Annotated in this window: 14 protein-coding genes; 8 read left to right on the top strand and 6 right to left on the bottom strand. The window is 37.2% G+C overall.

What is annotated here, in order from left to right; translation table 11 throughout:
* Window positions 1–157 precede the first annotated feature (157 nt).
* The 4 genes from ICJ85_RS05715 (at window position 158) to ICJ85_RS05700 (ending at window position 6,482) form a co-directional block, all read left to right on the top strand.
* Window positions 158–2,941, top strand: coding sequence for a TonB-dependent receptor (locus ICJ85_RS05715; protein WP_188222813.1), 2,784 nt, complete (start codon window positions 158–160; stop codon window positions 2,939–2,941).
* Window positions 2,942–2,951: 10 nt separating this feature from the next.
* Window positions 2,952–4,487 (top strand): SGNH/GDSL hydrolase family protein, encoded by a 1,536-nt coding sequence (locus ICJ85_RS05710; protein ID WP_188222812.1) that lies wholly within the window; start codon window positions 2,952–2,954, stop codon window positions 4,485–4,487.
* A gap of 166 nt (window positions 4,488–4,653) precedes the next feature.
* A complete protein-coding gene (gene atpD, locus ICJ85_RS05705; RefSeq protein WP_188222811.1) occupies window positions 4,654–6,162 on the top strand; it encodes a F0F1 ATP synthase subunit beta in 1,509 nt (502 codons plus the stop codon).
* 26 nt (window positions 6,163–6,188) lie between these two features.
* A complete protein-coding gene (locus ICJ85_RS05700) occupies window positions 6,189–6,482 on the top strand; it encodes a FoF1 ATP synthase subunit delta/epsilon (RefSeq protein ID WP_188222810.1) in 294 nt (97 codons plus the stop codon).
* A 64-nt stretch (window positions 6,483–6,546) separates the two neighbouring features.
* On the opposite strand, the gene ICJ85_RS05695 is transcribed toward ICJ85_RS05700, so the two are convergent.
* From ICJ85_RS05695 to ICJ85_RS05675, 5 genes are all read right to left on the bottom strand, one after another.
* The gene (locus tag ICJ85_RS05695; RefSeq protein WP_188222809.1) at window positions 6,547–6,966 is read right to left on the bottom strand and encodes a PH domain-containing protein; all 420 of its coding nucleotides are present in this window, start codon (window positions 6,964–6,966) and stop codon (window positions 6,547–6,549) included.
* 20 nt (window positions 6,967–6,986) lie between these two features.
* Window positions 6,987–7,427, bottom strand: coding sequence for a LexA family protein (locus ICJ85_RS05690; protein ID WP_188222808.1), 441 nt, complete (start codon window positions 7,425–7,427; stop codon window positions 6,987–6,989).
* Between the two features lie 85 nt (window positions 7,428–7,512).
* Window positions 7,513–8,610 (bottom strand): acyltransferase family protein, encoded by a 1,098-nt coding sequence (locus tag ICJ85_RS05685; protein WP_188222807.1) that lies wholly within the window; start codon window positions 8,608–8,610, stop codon window positions 7,513–7,515.
* Between the two features lie 23 nt (window positions 8,611–8,633).
* On the bottom strand, window positions 8,634–9,356 hold the full coding sequence (locus ICJ85_RS05680; protein ID WP_188222806.1) for a LytR/AlgR family response regulator transcription factor: 723 nt from the start codon (window positions 9,354–9,356) through the stop codon (window positions 8,634–8,636).
* On the bottom strand, window positions 9,353–10,390 hold the full coding sequence (locus tag ICJ85_RS05675; RefSeq protein WP_194420820.1) for a sensor histidine kinase: 1,038 nt from the start codon (window positions 10,388–10,390) through the stop codon (window positions 9,353–9,355). Before ICJ85_RS05675 ends, ICJ85_RS05680 begins: the two co-directional genes overlap by 4 nt.
* Window positions 10,391–10,631: 241 nt before the next feature.
* On the opposite strand from ICJ85_RS05675, the gene ICJ85_RS05670 reads away from it, so the two are divergent.
* From ICJ85_RS05670 to ICJ85_RS05655, 4 genes are all read left to right on the top strand, one after another.
* A complete protein-coding gene (locus ICJ85_RS05670) occupies window positions 10,632–13,721 on the top strand; it encodes a SusC/RagA family TonB-linked outer membrane protein (protein WP_188222805.1) in 3,090 nt (1,029 codons plus the stop codon).
* Between the two features lie 5 nt (window positions 13,722–13,726).
* The gene (locus ICJ85_RS05665; protein ID WP_188222804.1) at window positions 13,727–15,322 is read left to right on the top strand and encodes a RagB/SusD family nutrient uptake outer membrane protein; all 1,596 of its coding nucleotides are present in this window, start codon (window positions 13,727–13,729) and stop codon (window positions 15,320–15,322) included.
* Window positions 15,323–15,435: 113 nt separating this feature from the next.
* Window positions 15,436–17,361 carry a glucosamine-6-phosphate deaminase gene (nagB, locus tag ICJ85_RS05660; RefSeq protein ID WP_188222803.1) on the top strand — a complete coding sequence of 642 codons (1,926 nt, stop codon included), beginning with the start codon at window positions 15,436–15,438 and terminating at the stop codon, window positions 17,359–17,361.
* 8 nt (window positions 17,362–17,369) lie between these two features.
* The gene (locus tag ICJ85_RS05655; RefSeq protein WP_188222802.1) at window positions 17,370–19,403 is read left to right on the top strand and encodes a beta-N-acetylhexosaminidase; all 2,034 of its coding nucleotides are present in this window, start codon (window positions 17,370–17,372) and stop codon (window positions 19,401–19,403) included.
* Here ICJ85_RS05655 and ICJ85_RS05650 read toward each other — a convergent pair.
* Window positions 19,395–19,841 carry a DUF3157 family protein gene (locus ICJ85_RS05650; RefSeq protein ID WP_188222801.1) on the bottom strand — a complete coding sequence of 149 codons (447 nt, stop codon included), beginning with the start codon at window positions 19,839–19,841 and terminating at the stop codon, window positions 19,395–19,397. The genes ICJ85_RS05655 and ICJ85_RS05650 overlap by 9 nt on opposite strands.
* Between the last annotated feature and the right edge of the window lie 16 nt (window positions 19,842–19,857).

Genomic DNA, 19,857 nt, shown 5'->3' with positions numbered 1-19,857 from the left:
ATACGCTTTTCTTTTATTTTAGCACTTTGGATTAAAGAATACACAAAATACAGTCATTTTTTTTGCAAAATATACTATGCATGCATAATTTTTTATATTTTTAGCAATACACAATTGCTTTTTGTGTCATACTAAACTAAAACGTAACTAATTTTAAATGAAAACATTTCTCCCTCTCTATGTATTATTATGGTGTTTTGCCTCCTATGCGCAAACAAAAATTTCTGGTGTTGTTAAGGATGATAATAATCTCCCTCTTCCAGGTGCAAACATATTTGTTTTAGGAACATCTACTGGAACCGTAAGTGATTTTGATGGAAATTTCAGTTTAACTGTAAATCTAACTCCACCGTTTAAAATACAAGCCAGTAGTGTTGGTTTCGATACGGCCACTGAAGAAATAACTACAGATGGACAAGTACTCACTTTTATATTAAAAGAAGGAACCTCATTAGATGAAGTGGTTATTTCAGCATCGCGAACTCCTGAACGTATTTTTGAATCACCCGTTACGGTTGAACGCTTCGGCCTTCGTGATATTAAAAACACAACCTCTGTCGATTTTTATGATGGACTGGAAAACTTAAAAGGTGTCGATGTCAATACCAATAGTTTAACCTTTAAATCGGTTAACACACGTGGTTTCGCAACCTTTGCCAACAACCGTTTTATGCAATTGGTTGATGGTATGGATAATTCTACTCCTGCTTTAAACTTCCCGATAGGAAATTTAGTAGGTATGACTGAAACTGATGTAGAAAGCGTAGAACTATTACCGGGGGCTTCTTCTGCGTTATATGGGGCTAATGCCTTCAACGGAATTTTATTCATGAGAAGTAAAAACCCCTTTAAACACCAAGGTATTAGTGCCTCGGTAAAACGTGGTATTACCTCTCAAAACGCAGCAGGAGACAACCCTTATACCGATGTTAGTTTTAGAGCAGCACATAAATTCACCGAACACTTTGCTGCCAAAGTGAATTTTGGGTATTTAAAAGGTACCGACTGGGCTGCAACCAGCGAAGCCGATAAAATGACCCCCGGTGGCACCAGACAAAATCCTAACTACGACGGAATAAATGTATATGGAGACGAAGTTTCCACTAACATAAAAGAAGTTGCTGTTGCCCTAGAGGGCTTAGGCATTTTACCTGCCGGTGCTAATGCGCTGGTTCCATCTGTAGACGTAAGTAGAACAGGATATAACGAGAAGTATTTAACCGATTATAACGCAGAAAGTATTAAAGCCGATTGGGGTTTATATTTCAGACCTTGGGCTAACGACTTCGAAATTCAATATGTTGGAAAAGTAGGTACAGGAACCACTTTATACCAAGGCACCAACCGCTACTATATTGATGGTTTCTTTCAGCAACAACATAAACTAGAAGTTAAAAACGATAACTTCTTTGTTAGAACTTATGTAGTAACCGATAAAGCTGGTGATTCTTATGATATGGTCTTTACCGGAATCAATATCAACAGAGCATGGAAAGATGATGAAACCTGGTTTGGTGAATATGCGGGCACTTTTGTTCAGGCATCCCTTGGTGGTGCTACAGAAGAACAGGCACATGCCATGGCGAGATCGGTAGCCGATACAGGGCGTTACCTTCCGGGGACACCACAATATATTGCTGCATTTAACAGAAGTATTAATGACCCGGATTTATCGACAGGTTCAAAATTTCAGGATGCTTCAGAATATTATCATACCGATGCCAATTACAATTTCAGCCATTTAATTGACTGGGCTGAAATTCAAGTTGGAGGGTCGTACAGAAAATATAGTTTGAATTCCTTCGGAACCATTTACACAGACACCGATGGCACTATTGATTACTCTGAATATGGTATTTACACACAAATTCAGAAAGCATTCGATTTAAATGAAAGTTTAAACCTAAAATTAACCGGATCGATTCGTTACGATAAATCGGAGTTTTTTGACGGGTTCTATTCCCCAAGACTTTCGGCCGGTTTAACCATTAATAAAGACCATAACATCAGAGCTTCTGTTCAAACCGGGTTTAGAAATCCAACAACTCAGGATTTGTTCATCGGTCTTGATGCAGGTCGTGCCATCTTAGTAGGATCGGCTCCTGAGAATTTAGATCGTTGGTCCAGAACTTATAATGTTAGTGCTACAGGACAAACGTTATACGGTCAACCATCAACCATCACACAAACCGGGGCTGTTGCCTACAATAACTCTTATACATCAAGTTCAGTTGCCCTATTAGAAGAAACAGGAGACCCTGGCGTATTAGAAATTTCTAACCCGGAACTTGTTAAACCAGAAAAAGTAACATCGGGAGAAATAGGGTATCGCGGAAAAATAAACAGTTTCGTGATAGATTTTAGTGCTTACTACAACTCTTATAAAGATTTCTTGTCACAAGAAGTAGTGGTTTCACCTTACTACGGAACCGTGGGAGATGGCGGTTTATCGGTTGCGGCGATTTCTAATAGCGATTTTCAGGCTTATAGTACGTATACCAACTCCCCTGCAAACGTTAATTCCTATGGAGCATCGATCAGTTTATCGACTAAACTTTTTGGAAATTATGATTTAAGCGGAAGTTATACCTATGCAAAATTAGATTTCAACCAAAGTAGGTATCCGGATTTTACGACATTCTTTAATACACCGGAACACAAATTTAAAGCTGCTTTTGGAAACCCTGAAGTTATTAAAAACTTAGGCTTTAATATCTCGTACAGATTTAGTGACGATTATTATTGGGAAGCTACTTTTGGGAATGGCGCTATTCCAGAATTCCACGTTTTGGATGCTCAAATCAGTTACACCGTACCTAAAATTAAATCACAATTTAAAATTGGAGGTACCAACCTGACAGGTAAAGAATACTATACGGCGTTTGGTACCGGTTACATTGGTTCTATGTACTATGTGTCTTGGGTAATTAACAACTTATAAAATGAAAATCATGAATTTAAAATATATTGCCCTGTTATTCATTGCTTCAGGGTTTACAGCGTGTAACGACTTGGAAGATGTTAACCGGGAAGAAGCAGAAGTTATTCTACCGGAATTAAATTCGGGAACCGCCGATTTTTCAACCTATGTTTCTTTAGGCAACTCACTTACAGCTGGATTTACAGATAACGCTCTGTTTATTGCCTCACAGGAAAATTCAATGCCCAATATTCTGGCTTCTAAATTTGCTTTAGCCGGTGGTGGGGAATTCAAACAACCTTTAATGAACGATAATTACGGCGGATTAGCTTACGGCGGAAACAGAATTACCGAGCCTCGTTTAGTCTTTAACGGCTCAGGTCCTGCGGCTTTAGAATCTGTAATTGGCCCAGTAACAGTTTCAACAGATTTAGCATTAAATAATCCAACAGGACCATTCAACAATATGGGAGTGCCCGGAGCAAAATCCTATCATTTATTATATGATGGCTTTGGAAATCCTTCGGGGTTACTAACAGACCCAATGACAGCCAATCCATATTTTGTACGCATGGCATCAAGTAATTCGGCAACGGTTTTAGGTGATGCTATGGCACAATCGCCGACCTTCTTTTCGTTATGGATTGGGAATAATGATGTTTTAGGATACGCCTTATCAGGCGGAGATGGCAGCAACCCAATTACACCTTTAGATGGTGCCATTGGAGTTGGCTTTACCCAAACGTATGGTGCTATAATTGCAACACTAACCTCACAAGGAGCTAAAGGTGTTGTGGCTAATATTCCTGATGTGACCAGCATTCCACATTTCACGACAGTACCTTATAATCCAGTTCCATTAGATGCTACCACTGCTGCGTATTTAAATAGTACATCGGCTTACGGTGCTTATAATGCAGGCATTGTTCAGGCATTTGCATATCTTGTTGGAAATGGACTAATAACGCAAGAAGCTGCCGATACAGAAATTGCTAAAAGAACCATAACTTTTGAGGCTTCAGAAACTAACGCTGTAGTAATTATGGATGAAAGTTTAACCGATTTAACCGGTTTAAATCCAGCACTAATAAGCATGAGACAAGCTACAGCAGACGACCTATTAGTCTTATCGGCTTCAACATTTATTGGTACCGAAGCTGTTCCTGGGAATCCTCAAACAGTTAATGGCGTTGCAATTCCTTTAGCCGATAAATGGGTTTTAACCCCTGAAGAACAGGAAGAAATCGCAACAGCTACTACAAGTTTTAATGCGATAATAGACAATATAAGACAACAAGCCGGTTTAGCCTTGGTAAACACGAATGAAATACTAAATCAATTGGCTAGTGGTGGTATAACAAGCGGAGATTACACTCTAACATCGAATTTAGTTGTAGGCGGTGCCTTTTCTTTAGATGGCGTTCATTTAACCTCGAGAGGATATGCTTTTTTAGCTAATGAGTTTATGAAGGCTATTGATGAAACTTACGATTCTAATTTTGTTGATTCTGGACAGTTGGTTGATATAGGAAATTACCCTACCAATTATTCACCAACACTGCAATAACAAGCCTTTTAATAACATTTTTTAACACCTTCATTATGAGGGTGTTTTTTTATTCTAAAAAACCTGAAAAAACAAGTTTCATTTTAAATTAAAAAAATTATCTTTGCAGCCGAAAACTAGAAGTGTTTTCATTGAATTAAAACGCATAATATTAAACATATAAGTAATGTCTAAAGTTACAGGTAAAGTTGCACAAATAGTAGGTCCGGTTATCGACGTTGAGTTTGGAGCTGGTTCAGAACTTCCAAAAATTTACGATTCATTAGAAATTAAGAAAGCTGATGGTTCTACATTAGTATTAGAGGTACAGTCTCACATTGGTGAAGATACTGTACGTACCATTGCTATGGATTCATCAGATGGTTTAAGTAGAGGAACTGAAGTTGTTGCAACTGGAGCGCCTATACAAATGCCGATTGGAGATGATGTTTACGGACGTTTATTCAATGTAATTGGTGACGCTATCGACGGACTTGGTGATTTACCTAAAGCTGGTGAAGCTGGTTTACCAATTCACAGACAAGCACCAAAATTCGAAGATTTATCAACTTCTACAGAAGTTTTATTTACAGGTATTAAAGTAATCGACTTAATTGAGCCTTACGCAAAAGGAGGTAAAATTGGATTATTTGGTGGTGCTGGTGTAGGTAAAACAGTATTAATTCAGGAGTTAATTAACAATATTGCAAAAGGTCACGGTGGTTTATCAGTATTTGCTGGTGTAGGAGAAAGAACTCGTGAAGGAAATGACCTTTTAAGAGAGATGTTAGAGTCTGGAATTATCCGTTACGGTGAAGACTTTATGCACTCTATGGAAGATGGCGGATGGGATTTATCTAAAGTAGATAAATCTAAAATGAAAGAATCTAAAGCGACTTTCGTATTCGGACAGATGAATGAGCCACCAGGAGCACGTGCACGTGTTGCTTTATCTGGTTTAACAATCGCTGAGTACTTCCGTGATGGAGCTGGAGACGGACAAGGAAAAGACGTACTTTTCTTCGTTGATAACATTTTCCGTTTTACACAAGCTGGTTCTGAGGTATCTGCATTATTAGGTCGTATGCCTTCTGCGGTAGGTTACCAACCAACATTAGCAACAGAGATGGGTGCGATGCAAGAGCGTATTACTTCAACTAAAAAAGGATCGATTACATCTGTACAAGCGGTTTACGTACCTGCGGATGATTTAACTGACCCGGCGCCTGCAACAACCTTCGCTCACTTAGATGCTACAACCGTATTATCTCGTAAAATTGCTGAGTTAGGTATTTACCCAGCGGTAGACCCGTTAGATTCTACGTCTCGTATCTTAACAGCTGATATTTTAGGAAATGAGCACTACGATTGTGCGCAACGTGTAAAAGAGTTATTACAACGTTACAAAGAGTTACAAGACATTATTGCTATCCTTGGTATGGAAGAGTTATCTGAAGAAGATAAATTAGCCGTATCTCGTGCTAGACGTGTTCAACGTTTCTTATCTCAACCATTCCACGTAGCAGAGCAGTTTACTGGTATTCCAGGGGTGTTAGTAGATATTAAAGAAACGATTAAAGGATTTAACATGATTATGGATGGTGAATTAGATCACTTACCAGAAGCAGCGTTCAACCTTAAAGGAACTATTGAAGAAGCAATCGAGGCTGGAGAGAAAATGTTAGCTGAAGCTTAATATTCAATAGAAAACTATAAAACATTATGAATTTAGAAATTGTATCACCAGAAGCTACCCTTTTTAACTCAGAAGTTGATTCTGTAGCATTACCTGGTATTAATGGTGAGTTTCAGATTTTAAATGATCACGCCGCAATCGTGTCTATTTTAACTGAAGGAACCATTAAAATTCATACCCACACACAAAGTCACTTAGAATTTGATGCGTTACATTCTGAAGTTAATCCTCACCATGATGATAACAAAGTTTTAACCTTGAAAATCAAATCAGGGACTATTGAAATGAAAGATAATAAAGTGATTGTTTTAGTTGACTAAACACTACTTTATTCAGAATAGAAAAACGCGAAACCTTTAGTTTCGCGTTTTTTTATGCGCATTTTTATACGATGCTTATTTCTGAATTTTGTTTTAATAAATCGTTTACAAGTTCGTCGTTACTTTCGGGAGCAATATAAACCTCATCATATTTATTAAACTTAACAATTAATCCATTTGTTGACAAAGCAGGTTTAATACCGCTCCACTTTGTTTTTCCCTTAGCAATTTCTCTAATACTGCTTATTTTAATTTTACCCCTTAGAAAAGCTGAACGATAATATAAATTACCATCACTTACCTTATAAGTAGTATCAAAATAAATCCAAATCAATAAAATTAATGGCCCTGCAAGTGGCATAAGTAATATCGGACGCTGCGCGAAAGTATTTTTATCGAGAATGAAGATAACTATTGGTAATACTAAGGCTCCAAAAAGCAAATAATTAATAAGTCCTTTTCTCTTAGCCTTGTATATTTTCATTATAAAAAATCAATAAAATTTTACACCTTTTTAATCACATTGGTTACAATACCCCAAATGATGAATTCGTTCTCTTCGGTTATTTTAATAATGGGGTAATTCGGGTTTTCTGGTTTTAACCAAATCTCTCCCTGTTCAACCCGAAGTCGTTTCACTGTAAATTCGCCATCTAAAAAACACACAGCTATACGGTTGTTTTGAGGTTCAAGACTCCGGTCTATGACTAACAAATCGTTATCTTCTAATCCAGCACCAATCATACTTTGTCCGCTAACACGTGCAAAAAAGGTGGTTTCCCGGTTTCTTACTAACTCTTTATCTAACGATAAACGTTGCTCATTAAAATCTTCGGCAGGTGCCGGAAATCCACAGGAAATACCTGTATCAAAAAATACAGTACCAAGCTCGTTTGAAGCTTCAGGTGTAAAAAAAGTTAAGCTATTAGATTCATTTGCTATCATAACCTTTCATTTAGCTCAAATATACATATTTAAAGCTTTCATTGTACTTTAAACGCATCATTCTCAACAGAATTTTGAAACCCACTTAAACTTTAATAAAAACCTTCTTTCGGTACAAGTAGAAACCTAAGCCTAAGTAAAATAATACCACAACCATAGCGTAGCAAAGAGAAGAAAACTTATTACTTAATGTTTCGTGGGCAAAAACTGAGCTATACAACCAATTATGAATATTTGAATCTTCACCGATAGGAATTAAATAAAAGCTTTTCGCAATAAACTCTGAAAGAAAATAAATAGTAATCGCATTCATACCAACCATTTTAAAGACTCCTCCAAAATGCCACTGTTTCACATCAACAATATAGTAGATTAAAGATAAAATAATGGTTCCATACCCAGCTGTTACCAAAACAAAACTACTACTCCAAAGTGCTTTGTTTATAGGGAACCAAATACTAAACAGACATCCGGAAGCTAACAAGATTATACCTATAGAAAACAATATAAACGCTTTACGGTCTATAGGGTTATCTAGCACCTTTCCTACTAAGACACCAAGTAAACAGGTGGCTATCGAAGAAACTGTTCCTAGCAGTCCTTCTGGATCGTAATCGGGTTGCCACATGTGTGTACCTAAAACTTGAAAATCGATATAGTTAGCCCAATTATTAGGTGCACGGTCAAACGTTGGCATCGTACCACTTGGTAACGGCACAAAACCAAGCCATAACCAATAACCTAAAAGAATAACAACTACGACTCCTGACAGCGCTTTCCAATTAAAATTTAAATACATGATGGCTGAGATGAAAAAGACAATACCTATGCGTTGCAACACACCCATAAATCGGATACTTTCCCAATCCTGAATAAAAGGCACCGTAGGGATAAATGCCTTTAAAAAAAGTCCCAACCCAATTAATTTTAAACTTCTAACAGCTATCTTTTTATAAGTTGTTGTATTTGGTTGCTTATTCTTATAGGCGTAGTAGATTGATATTCCGACAATAAACAAAAAGAACGGAAAAATAAGGTCGGTTGGTGTTAAACCATGCCACTCCGCATGTGACAATGGCGTGTAAATATGTGACCAATCTCCAGGGTTATTAACTAAAATCATAGCGACAATAGTGATACCTCGTAATAAATCTACCGACTGAATTCTTTGCTTTGCTACCATATTAACATACCGCTTTCTTTTTATTAGTTATCGGTATCATCATTAGTGTTCAGAATACGTTCGCGGGTTATTTTAACATAATTCCTACCTATAGGAATTCTTCTGTTCGATATTTCAACCATATTTCCTTCTACAGAATTAACCTTATTTATTGAAATAGTATACGAGCGATGCACCCTCAAAAAGTTTGACTGCGGTAATTCTTCTGAAATGGCTGTTAGGGATTTGTGCACAACGTAATCACCAAGGGTGGTAATTACTTTTATATAGTCTTTAAGGCTTTCGATAATTAAAATATCGTTCAGGTTTACCTTTACTAATTTCTTTCCCACTTTTAGAAAAATATGTGGTTCCTGCTGAAAACCTAAATCATTGGAAGTATTATTAACATATACCTGCTGATACACTTTATTAATGGTTTTTAAAAAGCGATTAAACGGAATAGGTTTCACGAGGTAATCTAAAACATCGAGTTCGAAGCTTTTTACTGCATATTCTCTGTAGGCCGTTGTGATAACGATATGAGGCTTATAACTTAAGTTCTCGATAAACGCAAACCCGTTAAGTTGTGGCATATTAATATCAAGAAAAACCACATCAATTTTTTCTTGCTCTAAAACACCATAGGCTTTTAAAGGGTTGGTAAAAGTCCCTACAATTTCAACATGATCGAAGTTCTTTAAATGATCTTCAATTACCTCAATCGCCAGTGCTTCATCATCAATGATTACACATTTTATTTTCATCGAATAGGTATTTTTAAGTAAAGGTTGTACATATTGTTCTCTACAGTAGTTTTAAACTCATAATCACTGTTAAACAAAAGGCTTAACCTGCGTTTGGTATTGGCTATTCCAATACCTTGTTCGTTGTTTATACTAGATTTGGCATTAAAAGTATTCGACAATTTAAACTCTAAATAGTCTTTATTTAATACTTCAAAACTCATGTTTACCCTTACGTTTTCACAACCTTTTAATCCATGTTTGAAACAATTTTCGATAAACGTCAGGAATAACAACGGCGGAACATTAATATCTTCAATATCTCCGATAATATCCATTTCACATTCTACACGCTCATTAAAACGCATACGCTCCACATCAATATAGGTGTTAATATGATTAATTTCTTCAAGTAAATCGGCCTTAGAGCTATTAACTTCATACAAGACATACTGCATGAGATCTGATATTTTAATTACCATTTGCGGGGCACTATCAGACTTTTTTAAAGTCAGTGCATATAAATTATTAAGCGTATTAAAAAAGAAATGTGGCTGTATCTGGGTTCGTAAATATTTCAATTCGGTACTTAATTGAAGCTTTGCCAGTTTTTCATTTCTTCGCTTTTCCAGACTCCAATCGATTACGAGTTTTATAGCCGATACAAAACCTATAACGTAGAGTTCTCCTAAAACAACCGCGATGATATGATTAAGCTGCATAAACTCCCCCGTTCCACCGGCTTCTGGCCATATATCTCTGGTAACTAGCACATAATTCAAACTGGTTCTCACCAAATACACAATAGCCAACATAAAAACCAGACTTAACACATAGGTTAAATACCGTCGTTTTAGTATAAGTCGAGGAATCAAGTAGTAAATATTAATATAAACCACAATAACATGGATTGGAAACTCTACAAGGTTCGATTTAAAAGAATACCAGTAATCATTAAAATAACTACCCCATCTAATAACATTAAACAGGAAATAAACAAGCCAAAAAAGCACATGGTATTTAGGGGAAATGGTATTCTTGATCTTAAGTCTCAACAAGGGTCTTGGTTTAAATTATTATTAAAAATTCGACAAATAGATTAAATTATCTCAAGCAATTTTAAGAATATAATAATTAATTAACAATAATTTCATTAAGAGTTTATATTCGCAAAATCATTTATCGATAATTCTCTGTCTTCTGTGTGTAAAATGGTGTAGTTCAGATATTTTTTTTTAAAACAACTTTTATAATAAATAACATTGATAGCAAATAACAAGACTAAACATTCAAATTATGAAGTATTACTTAAAAACGACACTCTTGTTTTCCTTCTTATTCTTCAGCATACAGTTGTTTGCTCAGGAAAAGGAAATTAAAGGAACTGTTACCTCGAAAGCAGACGGTATGCCAATCGCCGGAGGTAATGTTATTATTGATGGCACAACTACAGGTACGCTTACCGACTTTGATGGAAAATACACCATCATGGCTAAAGCTGGTGACGTGTTAACATTTTCATTCTTAGGAATGACTACCGAAAAAGTAACCGTTTCTGGTTCAAACACTATCAATGTTCAATTAGCAGAAGACAACGAACAGCTTGCTGAAGTTGTTGTTACGGCTTTAGGTATTAAGAAAGAGAAAAAAGCACTTACCTATTCTGCTCAGGAAGTTGGCGGTGACGAACTTACTCGAGTAAAACAAACCAACCCAATTAACAGTTTATCAGGTAAATCTGCCGGAATTACAATCGCCAGAAGTTCATCTGGTTTAGGGGGTGCAACTAAAGTAATTTTAAGGGGTAATGCCTCTACAACTTACAACGATCCGCTTTATGTTATTGATGGTATCCCTGTGCTAAACAGTGGTAACGGAGCCAACGGAAATGAGCCAGGAACAGACATTTTTGGTAGTCAGACTGGTAACCGAGACGGTGGTGACGCGATGTCGTTAATCAACCCGGATGATATTGAAAGCATGACCGTGTTAAAAGGAGCATCTGCTTCGGCACTTTATGGTAGTCAAGGGGCAAACGGGGTTATTTTAATTACCACAAAAAAAGGTAAGGAAGGCGCTTTAAGCGTAAACTTCAATTCTAGTTTTACTGCCGACAACGTGATGTCGTTACCAAAATTACAATCAGAATACCAAAGTAATTCAGTTGGACAACCAATCGCTGAAAACGGAAATGTAACCGACCCTAAATCTTGGGGAGCACAATCTTCAGGATTGAAAAATGATGCTGAATCGTTCTTTAATACAGGATTCACTTCTATTAATGCGCTTTCGTTAACCGCAGGTAATCAAAAAGCGCAAACCTATTTATCATACGCTAATACAATTGGTGAAGGGGTTATTCCTGAAAACCGCTTAACAAGAAACAATATTACCTTAAGAGAAACCGCTAAGTTTTTAGATGAAAAAATAGATGTTTCTGCAAGTGTAAACTTATCAGACCAACGCATCTGGAACCGTCCTACAAATGGTTTATACGCCAACCCACTAACAGGTCATTATTTAAACCCTGTGGGAATCGATAGAAATAGTTACAAAGACCAATTTGAATATTTCAATACCGCTTTAAACCAAATGGATCAGTATGCCACTTCTTTCGACGAGAACATTCAGCAAAACCCATATTGGTTAGCATACAGAACACCAAGTAAAGATATTGCGCAACGTGTTTTAATTAACGCTTCGTTAAAATATCAAATTACTGATGCCTTCTCTTTACAATCGAGAGCAAGCTACGATAAATCATTCTTTACTTACGAAAAGAAACAATACGCCGGAACAGACCCAGTAAACTCTGGTGATAACGGACGATATATTTTAGAAAAAACTGAAAACAATCAACAGTACGTTGATTTCATTGCAAACTATAACAAAGATTTTGGAGAGAACTTTTCTTTCACCGGATTATTAGGAACAAGTTTAACCAAATCTACGATTGGAGACAAAGTTCTTTTAGATTCAGGTCGTGATGGTGCTGGACTTAAATACCCTAATTACTTCACGATTGCCAACTTTGTAACAACAAATAATATTTCACAAAGTATCGGAAGAAAAGAAATGCAATCGGTATTTGCTTCGGTAAACTTTGGTTATAAAAACATGTTATTCTTAGATGTTACAGGGAGAAATGACTGGTCTTCAACTTTAGCGCTTACAGACAGCTACTCGTTCTTCTACCCTTCTGTTGGTTTAACAGGAATCATTAGCGATATGGTTGAATTACCACAAGCTATCTCATTCGCAAAAGCAAGAGTATCGTATGCCGAAGTAGGAACCGATATTCCAAATTATGCAACCATTCCATTATACAACATCAGTGCTACGTCTAATAATATTCTTAAACCATCTGTTGGCCCAAAAGAGGGAGAAACTTTAAAACCACAGTTACAACAGTCTCTAGAATTTGGTACAGAGTGGCGTTTCTTTGGTAACCGTTTAGGATTCGATTTCACATATTACGACACAAAAACTACAAATCAGATTTTCTACATTCAGGCAGAACCAAATCCTTACGGATATTCTCAAAACATTGTAAATGCTGGTGAAATTTCTAATAAAGGTTTCGAGATTGTTCTTAACGGAAAACCTGTAGTTGGAGAAAACTTTAACTGGGATACAGCATTTAACTTTGCCCAAAACGATAATACAGTGGTGTCTGTTCACCCTGCTTTACAAAACGGAGACGCAGTTATTACGGCTCGTGGTGTAAACGGTTATGAGTACTCTTTAATAGAAGGAGAAGACTTTGGTAGTATTAAAGCGCGTTCTTTAGTTAGAGATGAAAACGGAACTCCTGTCATCAACGATTCAGGAGCTTTAATGTCTACAGATTTTGAAACTGTAGCTCATGCACAACCAGATTTCACTTTAGGATGGAATAACAACTTTACATTCGGAAACTTCAACTTTAACTTCTTAATCGATGGTAAATTTGGTGGTGACGTTATGAGTGTAACTGAAGCAGTAAATGATTACTACGGAGTGTCTCAATCCACTGCCGATGCCAGAAATGCTAACGGAGGTATGATTAATGTTGTTGACGAATCTGGGAACGCATCACAAATTACAGCTCAAGAATATTACAATGCTGTTGGTGGTAGGGCCGGGATGTTAGGTGAGTATGTATACGATGCCACTAATGTGAGCTTAAGAGAACTTTCTGTAGGTTACAAATTAATTATGGGACAAAGTGATTTTATAGACAACATTAACTTCTCAATCATCGCAAATAACTTATTCTTCTTCTATAAGGATGCACCTTTCGATCCAAATATTGCAGCAAGTACCGGTTTAGGATTACAAGGTGTAGATATTTATAACCAGCCTTCTACAAGAAGCGTAGGGTTAAACATTAACATAAATTTCTAAGACATATGAAAAATATATTAAAATATACTCTGGCTTCGGTTGTGGCCATTAGCTTAACAAATTGTACCGACCACTTTGAAGACTTAAATACCGATCCTTACGGTGAAGAACTGGTTGGTGGATTAACACAACAAAACAACCACATTGGTTCTAATTTTGCTCCAATGTTCGCCAATGTTATACGTGTAGAACCAGCATGGAACTACCAGTTACAGCAAAACCTGAATGCTGATGTATTCTCTGGTTATATGACAGCACCAACACCGTTTGCCGGTAACATCAATAACCAAACTTATGCTTTGGTGAATGGTTGGAACGGTTTTATCTGGGCTGATGCCTACGATTCTCAAAATGGGAATGGGGTTATGCCTTATGCCAGAGACATTGCTCAAATGGTTGAATTAACCGGAGATCCATCGGGAGAGAAATTTGTTTTCTTAGGAAACATCATAAAAGTAATGGCAATGCACCGCGTATCGGATGTATTCGGACCTATCAGATATTCAAAATTTAATGACTTTTCAACCACTGGAGAATACGACTCTCAGGAAACCGCTTATAAAACATTCTTTGCCCAATTAGGCGAAGCTATCGACGGTCTTGAAACTTATGAAGGTGATGCGCAATTCATTCCTTTCGATCAATCGTCTTTAGGTGGAGACATTGCCAAGTGGCGTATGTTCGCAAACTCATTACGTTTACGTTTAGCCATTCGTGTATCGAAAGTTGATCCGACTTTGGCAAAAACTGAAGGTGAAAAATCCTTATCTAATAATGCGGGTTTAATGGAAACAGAAAACATGTTGGTTGATATGGGTGGCTTTGTTCACCCTGTATATACCATTAGTAATGTTTGGGGAGACATTTGTATGAGTGCCGAAATGGAATCTATCTTAAAAGGATTCAATGATGGCAGAATAGAAAAATACTTTAACGCTCCGGCTGATGCATCTTTAGGAGACTATAAAGGTATTCGTCAAGGTATTGAAATTGAAGCCAAAGGACAATACGGAAGTCACTCTACTATTGGTCAGGTGGTGGAAGGCACCGATAAAATCTGGATGACCTCTGCCGAAGTTTATTTTTTGAAAGCAGAAGCCGCTTTGCGCGGATGGGCAGGCGCAGGCGATGCAAAAACAAACTACGAAATGGGCGTTAAGGCTTCTTTCTCTCAGTTTGGTGTTGGTGGTGTTGATTCATATTTAGCCGATAACACAAGTACTCCATCCGACTTCGTTGATGCTTTAAATGCTGCTAACGATTATGCTTACCCAAGTGATGTTACTATTGCTTTTGATGATGCCGGAACCAACGAAGAAAAGCTAGAGCAAATCATTACTCAAAAATGGATTGCTATGTTCCCTGATGGTCAGGAAGCATGGAGTGAATTCAGACGTACTGGCTACCCAAGAGTATTCCCTGTAGTTATAAATAACAGTGGTGGTACTATAGACACCGATATTCAAATCCGTAGAATCAACTTCGTAGATGTTGAGAAAAACACCAATGGTGCCAATGTAGAAACTGCAGTAGGCATGTTAAAAGGTGCTGACAATGGTGGTACGAGATTATGGTGGGATACAGGAGCTGCAAATTTTTAAGATTTTCATAAGCATATATTTTTTGGTTTAGTTTAAACAGAGCACGCTCTAATTGAAGAAGCTCTCAACAAGCAAGCAGAACAATGTTCTGCTTGCTTTTAAAAACAGATGAAATGAAAGTAGATATCACTGATTATAAAAGTATAGCCTACAGAGAGGCTGGTAAATTTGAAGAAACACGCTTTGAAAAAATACACAATGTTATTTTCGAATCTTCACTTGAAGCTTCAACTATTGTAGCCCAGGAAATCGCCTCTTTAATTCGTGATAAACAATCGCAAGGTCTACCTTGTATTCTTGGTTTAGCCACCGGATCGTCTCCTATAAAAGTGTACGAAGAACTGGTACGTATGCACAAAGAGGAAGGCTTAAGTTTCTCTAATGTAGTCACCTTTAACCTGGATGAATACTTTCCAATGGATAAACACAACATTCAGAGTTATCACTACTTTATGCACGAACATTTGTTCAACCATATCGATATCCTTTCTGAAAACATCAACATCCCCGATGGTAAAGTACCTACCGACGAACTATACCAATTCTGCATAGATTATGAAATGAAAATTAAATCCTATGGCGGACTAGATTTTCAATTATTAGGCATTGGACGAACAGGGCATATCGGTTTTAACGAACCCGGATCACACCTCAACTCTGGCACACGAAGCATTACTCTAGATCACATTACACGTGTTGATGCCGCCTCATCTTTTTTAGGCATTGATAACGTGCCACGTAAAGCCATCACTATGGGTATTGGCACCATAAAAAGCGCCAAACGTATTGTGTTATTAGCATGGGGAAATAATAAAGCACAAATTATACAACAAGCCATTGAAGGCGAAATAACCGCAAACATTCCTGCAACTTATTTACAGGAACATCATAACACCACTTTTGTATTAGATCATGAAGCAGCACTGGAACTTACCCGAGTAAAAACCCCTTGGTTAGTTACCTCTTGCTTATGGACCAATATTTTAAAATTAAAGGCCGTGGTTTGGCTTAGTGAACTACTAAATAAACCTATTTTAAAACTAACTGATAAGGATTATAACGATAATGGCATGTCTGGTTTATTAACCGAAGAAGGCACTGCTTACGATTTAAACATTAAAATGTTTAATCAACTACAACATACAATTACAGGATGGCCCGGAGGAAAACCTAATGCCGATGATACTTACCGTCCTGAACGGGCTACACCCGAAAAAAAGCGCATCATCATTTTTAGTCCACACCCCGACGACGACGTTATTTCTATGGGAGGTACTTTCGATCGCCTTGTGGAGCAAGGTCACGACGTGCATGTGGCTTACCAAACTTCAGGAAACATTGCTGTTTCGGATGAAGAAAGCTTAAAATTTGCAGAAATAGCAAACCTTTTCGAACCGAATGCAGAAATAGATAAAATAATTTCATACCTCAAAACAAAGCGAGAGAGCGACATCGACTGCTTAGAAGTACGCAATTTAAAAGGAAAAATTCGTCGAGGTGAATCTCTTGGCGCTACAAGATATTTAGGCTTGAAAGATGAAAATGTACACTTTTTAGATCTTCCGTTTTACGAAACCGGAACCATAAAAAAAGGCCATTTAACGTCTGCCGATATTAATATCATCTGCGATTTAATTGAACGCATAAAACCGCATCAAATTTATGCTGCAGGCGATTTAGCCGATCCGCATGGCACACATCGTGTGTGTTTAAATGCCTTATTTATGGCTTTAGATGAATTAAAACTAAAACCCTACATGAACGATTGCTGGGTGTGGTTATATCGCGGCGCCTGGCACGAATGGGAATCGTATGAAATTGATATGGCGATTCCTATGAGTCCCGATCAAGTGCTTAAAAAACGTCATGCCATTTTCTATCACCAGTCGCAAAAAGACGGGGTGATGTTTCAGGGAGATGACTCCAGAGAGTTCTGGGTACGCGCCGAAGATCGAAACCGCCTGACCGCAAAAAAATACAATGATTTAGGCTTAGCCGAATATGCCGCTATTGAAGCCTTTAAACGCTACCACTTTTAAAAATTAAAATGAATAGACTAATTGCCATACTTTGCCTAATCGCACTAAATTGTTTCTCTCAATCCAATTTGAAAGAGACTTATAATTTAATGCCCTGGCCAAAATCAATAGAGGAAAATAACCACCGTTTTGTTATAGATGAAAACCTAACCGTATCCATTGAAGGTGATTCCCCAAAACGGGTTCAACATGCAGTAACATCTTTTTTAAGACGCCTATCAAACCGAAGTGGCGTATTTATCAATGAAGGTTTTGCAATGCCTTTATCTGAAAACCAGCAAGCATCAATTCAAATATCTTTTAAAGAATCTGCTAAGTTAATCGTTGACGACGACGAGTCCTACAAATTAGATATACAGTCTAATAAAGTAACGCTTGTTGCCCATACAGATGTTGGGGCTATTCGTGGATTGGAAACCCTTTTACAATTACTAACGAATAACGATTCTGAATACTATCTACCCGGTGTTTCCATCTCCGATGCCCCGCGTTTTGTTTGGCGTGGCTTAATGATTGACGTGTCTAGACACTTTCACCCCATAGACGTGATAAAACGTAATCTGGATGCTATGGCTTCGGTTAAAATGAATGTCTTTCACTGGCATTTAACAGACGACCAAGGCTTTAGAATCGAGTCAAAAATCTATCCAAAGCTTCATGAATTAGCTTCCGACGGACTGTATTATACTCAGGACCAGATTAAAGAAATTGTAGAGTATGCCTCTATTCTTGGTATTCGAGTAATTCCGGAATTTGATGTTCCTGGGCACGCAACGGCTATCTTAACCGCTTACCCAGAATTAGGAAGTAAACCCGGAGCAACCTATAAAATTGAACGTTATGCCGGTGTTTTCGATCCGACCTTAGACCCTACAAACGAGGACGTCTATGTTTTTCTAGAAAACTTATTTACTGAAATAGCGCCGTTGTTTCCAGATTTTTATTTTCATATAGGTGGTGATGAAAACGAAGGTAAACACTGGGATGCCAACGAACAGATTCAAAAGTTTAAAAAAGACCACAATCTTTCTACTAATCACGATTTACAAACCTATTTCAATATCCGATTAGAAAAAATTCTGAATAAACTGGATAAAAAACTAGTAGGCTGGGATGAAATAATGACACCAAACATGCCCAAAACGGCAATCATTCATTCATGGCGAGGTGAACATGAAGGTTTAGCAAAGGGCGGCACTTTAATTGAAGCTGCCAAAAAAGGCTATAACACGATTTTATCTAACGGATTTTACATCGACCGTATGGAATCGGTGGTGAAACATTACCAAACCGAACCGATTGGAGATGTACAATTAACTGAAGACGAACGCAGCCGTATTTTAGGAGGCGAAGTAACCATGTGGAGCGAATTGGTAACACCCTTAACCATCGACTCCAGAATCTGGCCACGAACAGCTGCCATAGCCGAACGTTTATGGTCTCCTAAAAATATTACCGATACCGATAACATGCTTAAACGCCTAGAAGTTATCAATTACAGACTTGAAGATGTTGGCATTACCCATATTAGAAACAAAGATGTTATTTTAAGAAACCTCAGTAACAATCAGGATATTTCGGCATTAGAGGTACTATCTCACGTTTGTGAACCGCTTAAAATTTACAGCCGAAATGAAGGAGGCACAGAATATAAAACCTACTCCCCGTTCACCTTGTTTGCCGACGCCTGCAATGTAGACGCTAAAGATGCTTTAAAATTTAAAAAAGCCGTTACAAACTATTCCAAAACCCATTCCGAAGCTCATAAAACAGACATTATTTCGCTATTAGAAATCTGGTCGAAAAACCATGAAGCTTTTCAAAAAATAGATAAAAACCCTAAGATAACTCCATTGGAAACTTTATCGTATAACCTATCAGAAGTTTCAAAGTTCCTGTTAAAAAGAATTAAAAATGAAAGGACATCGAAAAAAGATATGAAGACATTTAAGTCTCAAATTGAAACTTTAAAACAACCTTTTGCAGATGTAGAACTGGTAATTGTAAACGATTTGGAAAACTTATTTGAAGCCTTAAAATAACTTACCAGCTTCAATAATGGTAAATCCGGTTCGCTTATAATCGACTTTTTTACCATTAGCACAAAACTGATATCTGCCTTTAGATTTTTGCTCTGAGGCAGATATTAAAACAACCTCATCTACCGAACAATTATAATCTTTAGCCACTTTTCGCTTAACATCATCAATAGTTGCTCTACCTTTCTTTAACTGCGATTGAATTTTACCATTCAACTTAGGCTCCTCATAATCGGCTCCTAAATTACAAGCATCATCAGTTTTAGTTGCTTCTGAAATATCATTTTTTGAAACTTCCTTAGGTGCAGCATCAATATATTCCCAGGTATAATCAGCTTTTAGCAACACTCGGCGACCGTCTTCCGTTTCAACAATGTAATTATTTTGAGCAAAAGTCGCAGACGTGATAAAAAATAATAAAAGGAAAATAATAGATTTCATAAAAAGAAAGTTAATT

Origin of the sequence: Aestuariibaculum marinum (assembly GCF_014596975.1) — a bacterium.
Taxonomy (GTDB): domain Bacteria; phylum Bacteroidota; class Bacteroidia; order Flavobacteriales; family Flavobacteriaceae; genus Aestuariibaculum; species Aestuariibaculum marinum.
This window is presented reverse-complemented; position numbering and strand designations above follow the sequence as displayed.